The organism is Kitasatospora sp. MAP5-34 (assembly GCF_029894335.1).
GTDB lineage: Bacteria > Actinomycetota > Actinomycetes > Streptomycetales > Streptomycetaceae > Kitasatospora.
This window is the reverse complement of sequence record NZ_JARXZC010000016.1, coordinates 52,050-66,713: the sequence shown is the minus strand read 5'-3', so window position 1 is coordinate 66,713 and position 14,664 is coordinate 52,050. Positions and strand designations below refer to the sequence as shown.

Here is a 14,664-nt window from a genome sequence, read left to right as displayed (position 1 = left end):
TCGTCCAGCCCGTGACGCCTGCGGGGACAGAGCTGTGACGGTGTCTCGTTCCTGTCCCAAAATGCCAGCTCAAGCGACCCGACGGCAGAGTAGGCGGGCCTCGGGGGCAAGTTGGTCATTGCCGACTTATGGACCCTCCGAGCAATGAACCGACACACGGTCGGCTACGGCCGCGCCACCTTGATGCGCAGGTGCCCGGAAGCCTCGACGAGTTCCCCGATATCCCCCAGGTCGTCCTGATCCAGTTGGCTATGAGCGATCAGGGGCTTTCTGGCCCAGCGGCACCGGCATGCCCCGCTCCCACAGTTCTTCGGCGTGGTCAGCGAACCGGGACCACATGCCACCCGCTCCGTCCCCGCGCAGGTGCATCAATGGGGAGTCGTGGCCTACCAGCCGAGCCAGATGTGGCGTGACTAGGGCGTCACGGTCGAAGCGGAACACGGACAGGCTGACATGGTTCATGGCGTCCACGGGGGCCGAGAAGCGAGCCTCAAGCCCTTCTATCGGCCCGAGGCGACGCAGGTGCTCAAGAGTGATCCTGACCCGCGTAGAGACCGACAGTGCCACGTCTTCGATGGCTTCCCGCTGGCGGGTCACCTCACCATCGGGATCACCCATGAGGAACCGCACGCGACAGCCTGTCTCGGCCTTCCGGCGCAGCGTTTCGACAAGGTTCGGCTGTTCCAACCACAGGAAGTAGTTGGTGTAGCCAGCGAAGAGCAGGTCAGTCTTCGCACTCTTGATCAGGTCACCCCACACGGTCGAGGGGCAGGCGGACCGGTACGGGTAGCTGCGGACGATCTCTCGATCGGGGCCAGTCTTGAATACGTCCCGAACTGCCTTCGGCCACAGCATAGTTGCGTCAACTCCCAGCGCCTGGGCGGCGTCCTCTCGGTTCCGCGCGTGGGGGATCAGGTGATCATCGGACAGCCAGCGTTCAACGGTCTTGCCTGACACTCCCACCCGGCCCGCTAACTGGCGTGGCGAGAGGCCAGCGGCGGACATAGCCGATCGTAGGGCAGTGTTCAAGGCTTCCCCCAGGGACGTTTGGGCGTTCTGCGAACCTACCGCCGGAACGGGCCAACTGTCCTCCCCGCTGGCCTGATTCGTCCGAAAGGGCGGGCCACTGTAGGGGGCACGACGAACCGCCTACTCGGGGAGCAGCCCATGTCAGTAGTGGCCCAAGCTGAACCGCTCACCTGTGCCCGCTACGGGGTCGTTCCGCTGCCCTCGCAGCCCGGTCTGCTCATGGATGTGTGGGGCGTGGCCGACCGCAAGCGTGGCAGTCTGCACGTGGCCAGACCGGATGGCGCGGGACCGTTGATGTTCTTCACGTTCGGTGCTGCGCTGGAATGGGCGGATGACCATGGCTGACCAGTGGGAACCGGCTGTCGGCGAGATGGCCTATGACAGGCGCAGCGGCAGGGCCGTGAAGGTCATGGCTGTGCACTCGTTCGGTGTGTTCGTCCGGCCGGTCAAGGGCGGCAGGGAAAGCATCACGAAGCTCCGAGACCTGATCCCCCCGGACGACGCTCCGGGCGGCCTCCATGACTGGCAGGTGTCGAGGGGGTGAGGGAGCGGGTTGCGCTACCCGACGGGCACGCCTGGAATGCGGACACTCGCTGTGCGGTTTGATGGGGTTATGGCTTCTCGTGCACGCGTACGCGCCCCCGAACTCGTCGGGGCTGGTGGTTGGATCAACACCGGCGGCAAGGATCTGACCCTTGCCGACTTCAGAGGGCGCACATTGGTACTAGACTTCTGGACCTTCTGCTGCATCAACTGTCTCCATGTGCTGGACGAGCTCCGGGAGCTCGAGGAGAAGCACCGCGACACGGTGGTGATCGTCGGGGTGCACTCGCCCAAGTTCGCGCACGAGGCCGACCATCAGGCCGTGGTGGACGCGGTGGCCCGGTACGAGGTGCACCATCCGGTGCTGGACGACCCGGCGTTGGTGACGTGGAAGCAGTACGCCGTCCGGGCCTGGCCGACGCTGGTGGTGATCGACCCCGAGGGGTACGTGGTCGCGCAGCACGCCGGCGAGGGGCACGCGCACGCGATCGCCAGGCTGGTCGAGGAGCTGGAGGCGGAGCACGCCGCCAAGGGCACCCTGCGGCGCGGTGAGGGCCCGTACGTGGCGCCCGAGCCCGAGGCGGGGGATCTGCGGTTCCCCGGGAAGGTCGTCCGGCTGGCTGACGGGCACTACCTGGTCGCGGACTCCGGCCACCACTCGCTGGTCGAGCTGGCGGAGGACGGCGAGACGGTCGTCCGCCGGATCGGTGACGGTGAGCGCGGTCTGGTGGACGGTCCGGAGCCCCGGTTCAGTGAGCCGCAGGGCCTGGCGCTCGTCCCGGCGGGGCTGGAGCTGGGCTACGACGTGGTGGTGGCCGACACCGTCAACCACGCCCTGCGCGGCGTACGGTTGGCGGACGGCTCGGTCAGCACGCTCGCCGGCACCGGGAAGCAGTGGTGGCAGGGCTCACCGACCAGCGGCCCGGCCCGCGAGGTCGACCTCTCCTCGCCGTGGGACGTCGCGTTCTTCGACGGCGAGGTCTGGATCGCCATGGCGGGCGTGCACCAGCTGTGGGCGTACGACCCGGTGGCGGGCACTGTCCGGGTGTCGGCCGGGACGACCAACGAGGGCCTGGTGGACGGCCCGGTGGACGAGGCCTGGTTCGCGCAGCCGTCCGGGCTGGCGGTCTCGGCGGACGGCGAGCGGCTCTGGGTCGCCGACTCGGAGACTTCCGCCGTCCGCTGGGTTTCACGTGAAACGAAGACGGTGCACACCGCTGTCGGCGCCGGACTGTTCGACTTCGGGCACCGGGACGGCGCGGCCGACCAGGCCCTGCTGCAGCACCCGCTCGGCGTGACCGTACTGCCGGACGGCTCGGTGGCGATCGCCGACACCTACAACCACGCGCTGCGCCGCTACGAGCCCGCCACCGGCGAGGTCAGCACGCTGGCCACCGACCTGCGGGAGCCCTCCGGGGCGGTGCTGGTCGAGGGTGACCTGGTGGTGGTCGAGTCCGCGCGGCACCGGCTGACCCGGCTGCGGCTCCCCGAGGAGGCCGTCCGGGTCGAGGCGGTCGCGCACCGGACCCAGCGCGCCGCGACCGAGGTCACGCCGGGCGCACTCAAGCTGGACGTGGTGTTCCAGGCCCCCGCCGGGCAGAAGCTGGACGAGCGCTACGGACCGTCGACCCGGCTGCTGGTCAGCTCGACCCCGCCGGAGCTGCTGGTCTCCGGCGCGGGCGCGGACTCCGCGCTCTCCCGCGAGCTGGTGCTCTCGGACGAGGTGACGGAGGGTGTGCTGCACGTGTCGGCCATGGCGGCGTCCTGCGACGACGATCCGGAGATCGAGTACCCGGCCTGCCATGTGCACCAGCAGGACTGGGGCGTCCCGGTGAAGCTGACGGCGGGTGGGGTGTCACGGCTGCCGCTGGTGCTCGCCGGCATGGAGTAGCCGTACCCACCAAGGCGCGGGGAGCTGTGCGATCGGGGTACACGTGGGTGCCTGGTTGATCGCGCAGTTCCCCGCGCCCCTGTGGTGGTTGCCCGGTTGCGTACGGTCAGCCCTCGAGGAACGCCTTGATGGCGCTGGCCAGCAGGTACGGGTCGTCCGCGCCGCACAGCTCGCGGGCGGAGTGCATGGAGAGGGCGGCGATGCCGCAGTCCACGGTGGTGATGCCGAGGCGGGCCGCGGTGATCGGGCCGATGGTGGTGCCGCAGGGCATCGCGTTGTTGGAGACGAAGACCTGCCACGGCACGCCGGCCTTCTCGCAGGCGGCGGAGAAGACGGCCCGGCCGAGGCCGTCCGTCGCGTAGCGGTTGTTGACGTTGACCTTGAGGATCGGGCCGCCGTTCGGCATCGGGTGGTGGCCCGGCTCGTGGCGCTCGCTGTAGTTCGGGTGCACCGCGTGGCCCATGTCGGAGGAGAGGCAGACCGTCCCTGCCAGGGCCCGGGCCCGGTCCTCCGGCGTTCCGCCGCGCGCGTAGACGCTGCGGTCCAGCACGTTGCCGAGCAGCGGACCCTGCGCACCGGTGTCGGACTCGCTGCCCGTCTCCTCGTGGTCGAAGGCCGCCAGCACCGGGATGTACGGCAGGTCCCCGCTGACCGCTGCGGCGAGTGCGGCGGCCGCCGCGTGCACCGAGAGCAGGTTGTCCAGGCGCGGGCCGGCCAGCAGCTCGCGGTCCTTGCCCAGGTAGCAGGGCGGCTGCACGTCGTGGGTCATCAAGTCCCAGCCGACGATGTCCGAGGACTCGACGCCCGCCCTCTCGGCGACGTACTCGATCAGCGAACCCTCCGTCACGTCGCCGATTCCCCAGATCGGCGTCAGGTGGCGCTGCTTGTCGAGCTTGAGGCCGTCGTTGACCTGCCGGTCCAGGTGGATGGCCAGCTGCGGCACCCGCAGCAGCGGCTCGTCGATCTGCACCAGCACGGCGGTGCCGTCACGCAGCGCCAGGCGCCCGGAGAGGCCGAGGTCGCGGTCGAGCCAGGTGTTCAGCGGCACTCCGCCGTAGATCTCCACGGCGACCTGGCGCCAGCCGGCCGAGCCGGTGTCCGGGATCGGCTTGACCCGGAGGTTGGGCGAGTCGGTGTGGGTGCCGACCACCCGGAACGGCGTCTCGGGGCCCGCGCCCTCGGGCACGTACCAGGCGATCAGCGCGCCGCCACGGATGACGTACCGGCCGCCGGCCGCGGCGTCCCAGGCCTCGGTTTCGGCCACCCGTCGGAAGCCCGCCTTCTCCAGTCGCTCGGCTGCACTGGCCACGGCGTGGAACGGCGATGGCGAGGCGCTGAGGAACGCGATCAGGTCGTCGGTATGCGTTCGGTCGAAGTAGGCCGGACGGGCGGCGGTCGACATGCTGCTCCTGGGTTGAGGGAGGGCTGAAAGCCGGACGGGGAACCCGGTCTTCGCACCCGAGCATATGCCCGTACACGGACATGACGAGGCGACTTCAACAACGGTCACACAACGGTGAAGGCTCTGTGACGATGAGCAGTGTCGGCGGCCTGCGGGCGGAGGACCACCGGTAAATGCCTACTGGAAATGCCGGACGGATAGGCCCTGGCACCGGCCCAAGCACGGAGGGGGGCCTACGCGATGCGTAGGCCCCCCTCCGTGCTGAGGGTGGGTCAGGCGGTCGGACGGAGGTGTCGCGCGCAGCGCGTCCCAAGAGGGGCGGCGACGGGCGACGGATCGGCTAGAAAGCCTCTTCCGCGAGCTCCATGATCTCGTTGTCGACACCCTCGGCGATCAGCCGCTGCGGGGTGACGGTCGGGAGGATGTTGCGGGCGAAGAAGCGGCCTGCGGCGACCTTGCCCTGGTAGAACGGGATGTCCTTCTCGGAGGCGCCGGCCTCCAGCTTGGCCAGCGCCACGGCGGCCTGGCGGAGCAGCAGCCAGCCGACCACGACGTCGCCGGAGACCATCAGCAGGCGGGTGGTGTTGAGGCCCACCTTGTACATGTTCTTCACGTCCTGCTCGACCGAGGAGAGGTCGGCGAGCAGCTTGCCGACGATCGCCTCCAGGTCACCGGCGGCCTTGGCGAGCAGCTCGCGCTCGGCGGCGAGCGCGTCGCCACCCTCGGCCGCACCCAGGAACTTCTGGATCTGCTCGGACACGGAGGTGAGCGCCTGGCCACCGTCGCGGACGATCTTGCGGAAGAAGAAGTCCAGGCCCTGGATCGCGGTGGTGCCCTCGTAGAGGGTGTCGATCTTGGCGTCCCGGATGTACTGCTCGATCGGGTACTCCTGCAGGAAGCCGGAGCCACCGAAGGTCTGCAGGGACTGGGCGAGCTGCTCGTAGGACTTCTCCGAGCCGTAGCCCTTGACGATCGGCAGCAGCAGGTCGTTCAGGCTCTCGGCGGCCTTGTCCTCCTCGCCGCGCAGGCGGGCGGCGACCAGGTCGTCCTGCACGGAGGCGGTGTAGAGCACCAGGGCGCGCATGCCCTCGGCGTACGCCTTCTGCGTCATCAGCGAGCGGCGGACGTCCGGGTGGTTGGTGATGGTGACGCGGGGGGCGGCCTTGTCCATGAAGTTGGAGATGTCCGCACCCTGCACGCGCTCCTTGGCGTACTCGAGGGCGTTCAGGTAGCCGGTGGAGAGGGTGGCGATGGCCTTCGTGCCGACCATCATCCGGGCGAACTCGATGATCTTGAACATCTGACGGATGCCGTCGACGCTCTCGCCGACCAGCCAGCCCTTGGCCGGGTGCTTGGCGCCGAAGGTCATCTCACACGTGTTGGACGCCTTGAGGCCCATCTTGTGCTCGACGTTGGTGGCGTAGGCACCGTTGCGCTCGCCGAGCTCGCCGGTCTCCCAGTCGAAGTCGAACTTCGGGACGATGTACAGACCGAGGCCCTTGGTGCCGAGCTTGCCGCCCTCGGGGCGGGCCAGCACCAGGTGGATGATGTTCTCGGACATGTCGTGCTCACCCGAGGTGATGAAGCGCTTCACACCCTCGATGTGCCAGGAGCCGTCCTCCTGCTTGATCGCCTTGGTGCGGCCGGCGCCGACGTCGGAGCCCGCGTCGGGCTCGGTCAGCACCATGGTGGCGCCCCACTGCTTCTCGACCATGAGCTCGGCGACGCGCTTCTGCGCCTCGGTGCCCTCGTCGTGGACGACGCCGGCGAAGGCCGGGCCGGAGGAGTACATCCAGATCGCGGGGTTCGAGCCGAGGATCTGCTCGGCGTACGCCCAGATCAGCGAGGCCGGGGTGACCTGGCCGCCGATCTCCTCCGGGATGCCCAGACGCCACCACTCGGCGTCCATGTAGGCCTGGTAGCTCTTCTTGAACGAGGCCGGAACCGGCGCGGTGTTGGTCTCCGGGTCGAAGACCGGCGGGTTGCGGTCGGCGTCGACGAACGACGCGGCGAGGTCGTTCTCGGCGAGGCGCGAGATCTCGCTGAGGATGTTCTTCGCGGTGTCGACGTCCATGTCGGCGAACGGACCGGTGCCGTACACCTGGTCGCGACCGAGCACCTCGAAGAGGTTGAACTCCACGTCCCGCAGGTTGGACTTGTAGTGACCCATGGCCGTTTTCTCCGGTTCGTCGCTTCCGGGGTCCGCCGCTTCCGAGCGCCCCACTTACCCGCCAGTAGACAACATGATGCTACCCGTAAGTAACTTGTTCAAGCCCTTCCGCGTTAAAGCCACGGCGAGGATCGCGTGAACGTGGTCACGTCCCACAACCCCGCACCGCCCACTGTTGTCCGGATCGGCCGCCCTCCGGCGGGCCCGGGCCCGCTAATCTGTGCACGTGTACGGCTACGAGCAGACCGGTTACCAGGGTGACCCCTACCAGCAGCAAGCGCAGCAGCACGCCGCGCAGCAGGCCGGTATGAACGGCATGCCCGGCCCCGGCCCGTACGGCGACCCGCAGGGCGCACCGCAGCAGTCGCTCTACCCCGAGCCCTCGCCCCCGTCCCTCGCGGACGCCGTCCGGGCCTTCACCACGGGCTCGATGCCGGTCGAGGACTTCCAGGCCATCTTCATCACCTCCAAGGTGCACTGCCCGCGCGGCGACCGCCCGGGCTTCCTGGCGCTGCACAACACCCCCACCCCCGTGATCCCGATGTTCAGCTCGCTCAAGGAGCTGCGCCGGTACGCGGGCAAGGACTCCAAGCACTTCAGCGTCTCGGGCGCCGAGATCCTCGACCTGCTGCCGACCGGCTACGGCTTCGCGCTGGACATGGAGGGCGAGCACCGGATGGTGTTCGACGCCAAGGCGGTCGAGCAGATGGTCGACTTCACGATGCGGCGGATGTACGGCTGACGCTGCCGCCACCTCAGGGGCACGGCAAGGGCGGGGGTACGCGTCTGGAGAAGCAGGGGCACACCTCCCGAGAAGTAGTCCAACTTTCAACTTGATGCTTGTTGAGAATTGAACTACTATTTGAGGCGTAGGCCAGTACACCCCCCGAAGGAGGCCGACATGCCCGCCGTGACCGTCGACAACCCGCTGACCCTCCCGCGCGTCGCCACCCCCGACCCCGTCGCGACGACGGCCCGGCCGGTACTCACCGTGGTCACCGCCCCCGAGGGCTTCGAGGGCGAGGGCTTCCCCGTCCGCCGCGCCTTCGCCAAGATCAACACCAAGTACCTCGACCCGTTCATCATGATGGACCAGATGGGCGAGGTGGACTACGCCGCAGGCGAGCCCAAGGGCACCCCTTGGCACCCGCACCGCGGCTTCGAGACGGTCACCTACCTGATCGACGGCGAGTTCATCCACAAGGACTCGCACGGCGGCGGCGGGCACCTGGGCGGCGGCGACACCCAGTGGATGACGGCCGGCTCCGGGATCCTGCACATCGAGACCCCGCCGGAGTCCCTGGTCGCGACGGGCGGCCTGTTCCACGGCATCCAGCTCTGGGTCAACCTCCCGGCGGCCGACAAGATGACCGCCCCGCGCTACCAGGACATCCACGGCGGCCACGTGAAGCTGCTCACCACCCCGGACGGCGGCGCAGTGCTCCGCCTGATCGCGGGCGAGCTGGACGGACAGCGGGGGCCGGGCAGCACCCACACCCCGATCACCCTGCTGCACGCCACCGTCACCCCGGGCGCCCAGCTGACCATCCCGTGGCGCAAGGACTTCAACGCCCTCGCGTACGTCCTGAACGGCGACGGCACGGTCGGCGCCGAACGGCGGCCCGTCAGGAGCGGCCAGGCGGCGGTCTTCGGCGAGGGCGACACCCTCACCATCTCCGCCGACGCCAAGCAGGACTCCCGGCACCCCAACCTGGACGTGATCATCCTGGGCGGTCAGCCGATCCGCGAACCGGTCGCCTGGTACGGGCCGTTCGTGATGAACAGTCACCGCGAGCTGGAGCAGGCCATGACGGACTTCCAGTCCGGCGCCTTCGGCCACCCGGTCGACTGACAAGTCACAGGCCCTGCCCGGGATTCCGGGCAGGGCCTGCTCAACTCTGCTGCTACGACGGCCCGCTGCCGGCGGACGCTCACAGGTGCAGCCGGGTCAGATCCGCGCGTACAGCGCGGCCGCGTCGTCGTGGGCCTTGCCGCGTGGCCAGCGCTCGCAGCCCGGGTCCGTCCGTTCCGCCGTCCGGACCTCGCCGATCAGGGCGGCGGGCCCGGACTCGCCCAGCAGCCGCAGGGCGTCCGACCAGCTGCCGAGGCCGAAGCGCTCGGTCCAGCGCGCGGCTCCGTCGGTCAGGGCGGCCACCGCGTGCAGGTCGTCGAGCCGGACGAAGCCGGTCTCCGCGTGCGGGGCGGCCTTCGGCACGGCCGCCGCGATCCACGGGCCGTGCCCGGTGTTGCGGACCGCCCGCACCGCCAGCGCGTACCTCATGTGCAGCGCCGCGCGCTCCACCGAGCCGGGCACCGTCGCCCAGACCTGGCGGCGCAGCTCCTCACCGCCGGGGAAGCGCTGGTTGTCACCGATCGGGCGGACGGAGTCGTCCTTGAACTGCAGGACGAGCATCGAGTCCCCGAGTACCAGGTACTCCAGCGAGCTGCCGTGCAGCCGGGCCGCCACCACCATCGCGGCCGGAGTGTTGGGGTGGCCCAGGTCGCAGCGCCCGCCGTGCAGCGCCGCCGTCTCGACGATGGCGTCCGCCAGGCACTCGGCGATCGAACGGTCGGAGCGGTCGGTCAGCCGGGCGAGCAGGTGCGCCCCCAGCCGGCGTACGTACCAGGCGGTGCCGTGGCTGCACCCGGTCTCCATCGAGTCCGGCGAACTCGACCCGTCCAGCAGCACCAACGCCTCCGGCGAGGCCGCCAGGAAGTCCTCACTCGTCCGGTCCGGTCTCTGTGGCTCACCCGCGAGCTGTACCTGCATTCCGCCAGTGTGCGGGTAGCGCTGCGCTGGGCACAGGGTCCTGCACGGATACGTGCGCCGGTCGCACCACATCCAGGGGCCCCGTCTGCCGGAGGCGCTGAGCGGGCTCCGGACGTGGGAAGGTGTCCGTGGAGGCCACACGGCACCATTTCCCGCCCAGGAGGTCTGCATGAGCAGCGACGCAGTAGCACCCGACAGCCCCGAGAACGCTGGGGCTCAGGCGCCCGCCGCCGCCCAGGACGATGTCAAGGCCAAGTTCCTCGCCGCCCTGGAGCGCAAGCACGGGTCGAAGACGGACGGCTCCGGCGGCGCGAACGCGGACGGGTCGAAGATCCACGGCGCGCACGGCGCGGCTGCCGCGAAGCGCAACTTCCGCCGCAAGAGCGGTGGCTGATCCGGAAGCGGTTCAGCGGGCCGGGCGCACCTGATCGGTGTGCCCGGCCCGCGGGCTTTACGGGCCCAGGCTCTTACGCCGGTCCGCGACCGAGCGCGCTCTCGACCCGCCGGGCGGACCGCAGCAGACGTTCGTCGCCGCCGGCCGGCCCGACCAGCTGCACCCCGACCGGCAGCCCGCCCACCGCACCGGCCGGGACACCGACCGCCGGGAGCCCGGCGAAGCTCCACGGGAGCGACATCACCGCGTCCCCCGTGCTGTCCAGCCCGGCCGGCGCCGGGCCGGGGGCGGCGGGAGTGATCCAGAGGTCGAGGCCCGCGTCGCGCATGGTGACCGCCAGCTCGGACCGGAAGTGCTCACGGGCCCTCAGCGCCGCGCGGTAGTCGTCCGGGTCCACGTCGTGGCCCAGCCGGATCGCCGCCACGGTCTCCGGGCGGTAGAGCTTGCCGAACCGGGCGAACCAGTCGGCGTGCACCTGGGCGAGTTCGTAACGCATCACCGTCCGCAGCTGCCGTACGCGATCCTCGAAGTCCGCCATCGCCGGGACCCGGCGGATCGTCAGCCCGCTCTCCGCGAGCGCCGCCAACTGCCGCTCGAACGCCGCCCGCGCCACCGGCTCGGCCCGGTCGAGGTAGGGGCCGTCGGGCACCCCGAACACCAGCGGGCCCTCGGCCTCCGCCCGCCGGGCCCGGTCGTCGCAGCGCACCCAGTCGTCGCAGAGCACCGAGGCGGCCAGTTCGACGCCCGCCACCTCGGCGGCGAAGACCCCGACGGCGTCCAGGGTCGGCGCGTGGGCGATCACACCGTCCAGCGGGATCCGCCCGTACGTCGGCCGGAAGCCCACCACCCCGCAGTACGCCGCCGGGCGGATCATCGACCCCACCGTCTGGGTGCCGACCGCCAGCGGCACCAGCCCGGCGGCGACGGCCGCCGCCGAACCGCTGCTCGAACCGCCGGGCGTGTGGGCGAGATCGTGCGGGTTCCTGGTCGGGCCGGGGGCCAGCACCGCGAACTCGGCCGTCACCGTCTTGCCCGTGATCAGCGCCCCCGCCGCCCGCAGCCGGCTCACCAGCGTGGCCTGCGGCCCGCCCAGCACACCGGGCGGCAGCGCGGACCCGCCGTGGGTCGGCAGCCCGTCCACCTGGATCACGTCCTTGACCCCGACCGGCACGCCGTACAGCACCCCACGGTCCTGCGGCGCGCCATCCGCGAGCGCCCGGGCCTCGGCGGCGAGCCGCTCGTACCGCCCCGGCTCCGGGACGAACGCCCGGACCACCGGGTCGACCCGGTCGATCCGGGTGCACAGCCGCTCGACGTACTCCGACAACCCCGGCTGCCCGGAGCGCAGCGCAGCGGCCTCCGGGACGAGCGGTACCGGCTGGATCAGGGATTCCATGAGTCCACGCTAAGACCGACCGGGCGCCGCGCCCGAATTGATCACACCCCGGTCGGTCCTACTCCGGCTGCTCCCGGTACCTGTGCTCGTCCGGGAGGTAGGGGGCCTCGCGGAGGAAAAGCGCCCCGCAGGTGTGACAGGAGAGCGCGGGCTGCTCGCCCCAGCGGGCCGGTTCCCTGGTCTCGGCCCCGGGGTCCAGCTCGCGGCCGCACATCGCCGGGCCGGTCTCGGCACCGGACACGATGTGCCAGGTCTTCACCCCGGCCTCCGGGCCGCCGGGGCCGTACTCGGCTCGCATCTGGTGCTTCATGATCACAAGCGTGCTGACGGCCCGGAGTCCGGGCAATATCTGCTACGCCTTCAGGGCGGAGGCCCCGAGGTGGGATCAGCTCAAACCGGGTCGGGCGACCGGACGGTGGATCGGTGCCTGCCTCGGGTGGCTCCGCCAGCCGGTGCCGTAGGGGACTGCCTTGGCCCAGGCCGGGATCTTCTCCTGCGGTACCGGTACCGGTGCCGGTTGCGGTACCGCAACCGGCACCCGCAGCAGGTGCGCGGGCCGGACTGCCGCGGCGTCGACGCGGCCGGTCACGGTGAGGGCGCCGTCCCGGATCAGGGCGAGGTCACCGGTGCGCAGCCAGCCGTCCGGGGTGAAGGACTGCCGGGTCAGCTCCGGGTCACGGTAGTAGCCGGTGCCGACAGCCGGCCCTGACACCTGGAGCCGGCCGACGGTGCCCGGCGGGACCGGCCGGTCGTACTCGTCGACGCACCTGACGGCGGTGCCCGGCTGCGGCCGCCCGGCCGGTACGCGACCGGTGCCGCTACCAGCCGCGAACCGGCCGTCCACCACCACGGACGAGGTCTCCGGCCTGCCCCAGCCCGAGTGCACCGCGTCCTCGGGGAGGCCGACCGGCGTGAGCAGCTCCAGGAACCGCCCGATCACCGAACTACCGGCCGACGCACCGTCGTTCAGGACGCTGCGCAGGCAGCTCAGGTCCCAGCGCCGCCCAGCGGACCGGGCGGCCAGGTCGTTGACGAGGGCGAAGGCGGAACCGGGTGCCCAGGTGGTGTCGGCGCGGTGCCGGTCGATCGCGTCGAGCCAGCGCAGCGGGTCCTCCCGGACCCACTCGGGGGACGCGTGGACCTGGTGGCAGCCGAGGAAGACGTCCCGGGTGTGGAACATGATCAGCGCGCCGAGCTGGTCCAGCGGCATCCAGTTGAGCGTCCTGCTGTCCCGGCCCAGGCCGTCGGCCGACGCGGCGGCCGCACTGCGGCTCAGCACGTTGCGGTGGCTGAGCATCACGCAGCCGGGCGTCCCGGTACCCTCCGGCGTCGGCAGCAGTACCGCCAGGTCGTCCGGGGCCGCCTGGTGCCAGTCGTGGTCCAGCCGGTTGGCGAGCAGCTCCGCCGTGTCACCCGCCCAGGCCGCAGGCCAGCGCGGGTCGGCGACGGCCTCCGGTGCGAGCAGCTGCCCGGCCCCGGTGACCACCCGAGGCGCCTGGTACGCGGCCCAGACCCGGTACAGCCGCTCCGGAGCCGCCCGGCGCTCGGCCGGGGTGACCCCGGCGGCCACCGGCAGCGGGACGAAGCCGCCCAGCACGCAGCCCCAGTACGCGGCGAGCAGCTCCGGGGCGGACGCGACCTGAAGGACGACCGGCTCGCCGACCCGCACGCCCGCCGCCCGCAGACCCGTCAGCATCCGGGACGCCCGCATCAGCAGCTGCAGATAGCCCTGCCGCAACTCGCTGCCGTCCGGCCGGACGAAGCAGAGGCCGTCCGGGTGCCCCAGCCCGGCCGACCGGAGGAGCGCGTCGCCGAGCGTCGCTATCCGCGACGGCGGGACCGGGCCCCCGTCGAGGACCGAGCCGGCCGCAGCGGGGATGTCCGTGCCGGGGATGTCCGTGTGCGTCATGGCAGCTCGCCTCCGGTGTTGGGGTGGTGCTCGCCGGGCCGACAGGTTCCGGGCTCAGGCGGGCACGGATTCGCGGGTGAGGGTGCGGACGGCCGACGGGCGCGGGACGGACACGGGTACGGGAGCGGGCACGGCCATGGCCTTGCGGTAGTCGCGGGGGGTGGTGCCGTAGCGGTCGCGGAAGAGGCGGCTGAAGTGCGAGGCGCCGTACAGCCCGGACCGTTCGCCGATGACGGCGACGGGCAGGTGGTCGAGACCCGGATCACCGAGTTCGGCGCGGCAGCGGGCCAGCCGCTCGTCCCTGATCCAGCGGGCGGGGCTGGTGCCGTGCTCGGCGAAGATCTTCTGCAGGTAGCGCAGCGAGACGTTGTAGCGCTGGGCGACGGCGGCCGGGCACAGCTCGGGGTCGGCCAGCCGCTCCCGGATGTACGCCTGGACGTGCAGCATCAGCGCCTGCCGGGCCACCTCGGAGTCGGCGGCCAGCCCGCGCATCCGCTCGGCGATCAGGGCGGCGGCCAGGCTGGCGACGCTGCCGCCGAGCAGGTCGATCGCCGTCTCCACCTCGCCGGCGTGCTGCTCCAACCCGGCGAGCAGCTCGGACATCAGCGCCGCCAGCCCCAGCGCGCCGCACCAGGGCCGGGCGGTGAGCAGTTCGGCGTCCTTGGGGGTGATCCCCATCAGGCGGTGCGAGACGAGCACGTCGACCATCCGGAACCGCTCCGGCATGACGATCCGGTAGGTCCGGGTGCTGTCGAAGCAGATGAGCTGCGGCCCCCTGGCCACCCCGCAGCGGCCGTCCTGGAAGACCCGGAGCTGGCCGGTCAGCAGCCGGCAGACCCGCAGATACCCCTCGGACTCCGGCCCGATCAGCCTGGCGGGGCGGATCAACTCGTACGGGCCGCCGCCCTCCACCAGCGAGACCCGGACATCGCCGAACTGCCGTTGCACGGTGGTGCCTTGGAACTTCTCGTCGTGGCTCCGGACGATCTGCACTCTGCCATCGGCCACCTTGGCCGGTTCCGCTCCGGGCAGCATTGCCAGATGGACCCTCGGTGAATCGGCGTGCAGCATCCTCGAAGCCCTCCCACGTCAGAAGCCTGCTCGGGTCTGGAATCAAGCCGTACAGTAGATAAAAACATACGGACGGGTCGGTATTCTAT

At 71.0% G+C, this 14,664-nt stretch carries 14 protein-coding genes; 6 read left to right on the top strand and 8 right to left on the bottom strand.

Annotation, left to right across the window (positions count from 1 at the left end; translation table 11 throughout):
* Positions 1-249: 249 nt before the first annotated feature.
* Positions 250-1,005: an XRE family transcriptional regulator gene (locus P3T29_RS15700; RefSeq protein WP_348532834.1), complete on the bottom strand. Its 756-nt coding sequence runs from the start codon at positions 1,003-1,005 to the stop codon at positions 250-252.
* 162 nt (positions 1,006-1,167) lie between these two features.
* Here P3T29_RS15700 and P3T29_RS15695 point away from each other — a divergent pair, with 162 nt between their 5' ends.
* The 3 genes from P3T29_RS15695 (at position 1,168) to P3T29_RS15685 (ending at position 3,463) form a co-directional block, all read left to right on the top strand.
* Positions 1,168-1,374, top strand: a complete 207-nt coding sequence (locus tag P3T29_RS15695; protein ID WP_280717067.1) for a hypothetical protein — start codon at positions 1,168-1,170, stop codon at positions 1,372-1,374.
* Positions 1,361-1,573, top strand: coding sequence for a hypothetical protein (locus tag P3T29_RS15690; RefSeq protein WP_280717066.1), 213 nt, complete (start codon positions 1,361-1,363; stop codon positions 1,571-1,573). Before P3T29_RS15695 ends, P3T29_RS15690 begins: the two co-directional genes overlap by 14 nt.
* A gap of 69 nt (positions 1,574-1,642) precedes the next feature.
* Entirely contained in the window at positions 1,643-3,463 is a 1,821-nt protein-coding gene (locus P3T29_RS15685; protein ID WP_280717065.1) for an NHL domain-containing thioredoxin family protein, read from the top strand.
* Between the two features lie 106 nt (positions 3,464-3,569).
* Here P3T29_RS15685 and P3T29_RS15680 read toward each other — a convergent pair whose 3' ends face one another.
* Together P3T29_RS15680 and P3T29_RS15675 are read right to left on the bottom strand one after the other, a co-directional pair.
* Positions 3,570-4,865, bottom strand: a complete 1,296-nt coding sequence (locus P3T29_RS15680) for a M18 family aminopeptidase (protein WP_280717064.1) — start codon at positions 4,863-4,865, stop codon at positions 3,570-3,572.
* Between the two features lie 340 nt (positions 4,866-5,205).
* On the bottom strand, positions 5,206-7,035 hold the full coding sequence (locus P3T29_RS15675) for an acyl-CoA dehydrogenase (protein ID WP_280717063.1): 1,830 nt from the start codon (positions 7,033-7,035) through the stop codon (positions 5,206-5,208).
* A gap of 307 nt (positions 7,036-7,342) precedes the next feature.
* Between P3T29_RS15675 and P3T29_RS15670 the strand changes: the two genes are divergently transcribed.
* Positions 7,343-7,777: an SseB family protein gene (locus tag P3T29_RS15670; protein WP_280717131.1), complete on the top strand. Its 435-nt coding sequence runs from the start codon at positions 7,343-7,345 to the stop codon at positions 7,775-7,777.
* Between the two features lie 159 nt (positions 7,778-7,936).
* The gene (locus P3T29_RS15665) at positions 7,937-8,887 is read left to right on the top strand and encodes a pirin family protein (RefSeq protein WP_280717062.1); all 951 of its coding nucleotides are present in this window, start codon (positions 7,937-7,939) and stop codon (positions 8,885-8,887) included.
* A gap of 96 nt (positions 8,888-8,983) precedes the next feature.
* Here the strand turns inward: P3T29_RS15665 and P3T29_RS15660 are convergent, their stop codons facing one another.
* The gene (locus P3T29_RS15660; protein ID WP_280717061.1) at positions 8,984-9,805 is read right to left on the bottom strand and encodes a protein phosphatase 2C domain-containing protein; all 822 of its coding nucleotides are present in this window, start codon (positions 9,803-9,805) and stop codon (positions 8,984-8,986) included.
* Positions 9,806-9,974: 169 nt separating this feature from the next.
* On the opposite strand from P3T29_RS15660, the gene P3T29_RS15655 reads away from it, so the two are divergent.
* Positions 9,975-10,199: a DUF5302 domain-containing protein gene (locus tag P3T29_RS15655; protein ID WP_280717060.1), complete on the top strand. Its 225-nt coding sequence runs from the start codon at positions 9,975-9,977 to the stop codon at positions 10,197-10,199.
* Between the two features lie 73 nt (positions 10,200-10,272).
* Here P3T29_RS15655 and P3T29_RS15650 read toward each other — a convergent pair whose 3' ends face one another.
* From P3T29_RS15650 to P3T29_RS15635, 4 genes are all read right to left on the bottom strand, one after another.
* A complete protein-coding gene (locus P3T29_RS15650; RefSeq protein WP_280717059.1) occupies positions 10,273-11,595 on the bottom strand; it encodes an amidase in 1,323 nt (440 codons plus the stop codon).
* A gap of 58 nt (positions 11,596-11,653) precedes the next feature.
* Complete coding sequence (locus P3T29_RS15645) at positions 11,654-11,905, bottom strand: hypothetical protein (protein WP_280717058.1); 252 nt, start codon at positions 11,903-11,905, stop codon at positions 11,654-11,656.
* A gap of 75 nt (positions 11,906-11,980) precedes the next feature.
* Positions 11,981-13,504 carry an AMP-binding protein gene (locus P3T29_RS15640; RefSeq protein ID WP_280717057.1) on the bottom strand — a complete coding sequence of 508 codons (1,524 nt, stop codon included), beginning with the start codon at positions 13,502-13,504 and terminating at the stop codon, positions 11,981-11,983.
* 54 nt (positions 13,505-13,558) lie between these two features.
* A complete protein-coding gene (locus tag P3T29_RS15635) occupies positions 13,559-14,512 on the bottom strand; it encodes a helix-turn-helix domain-containing protein (RefSeq protein WP_280717056.1) in 954 nt (317 codons plus the stop codon).
* Positions 14,513-14,664: the final 152 nt, after the last annotated feature.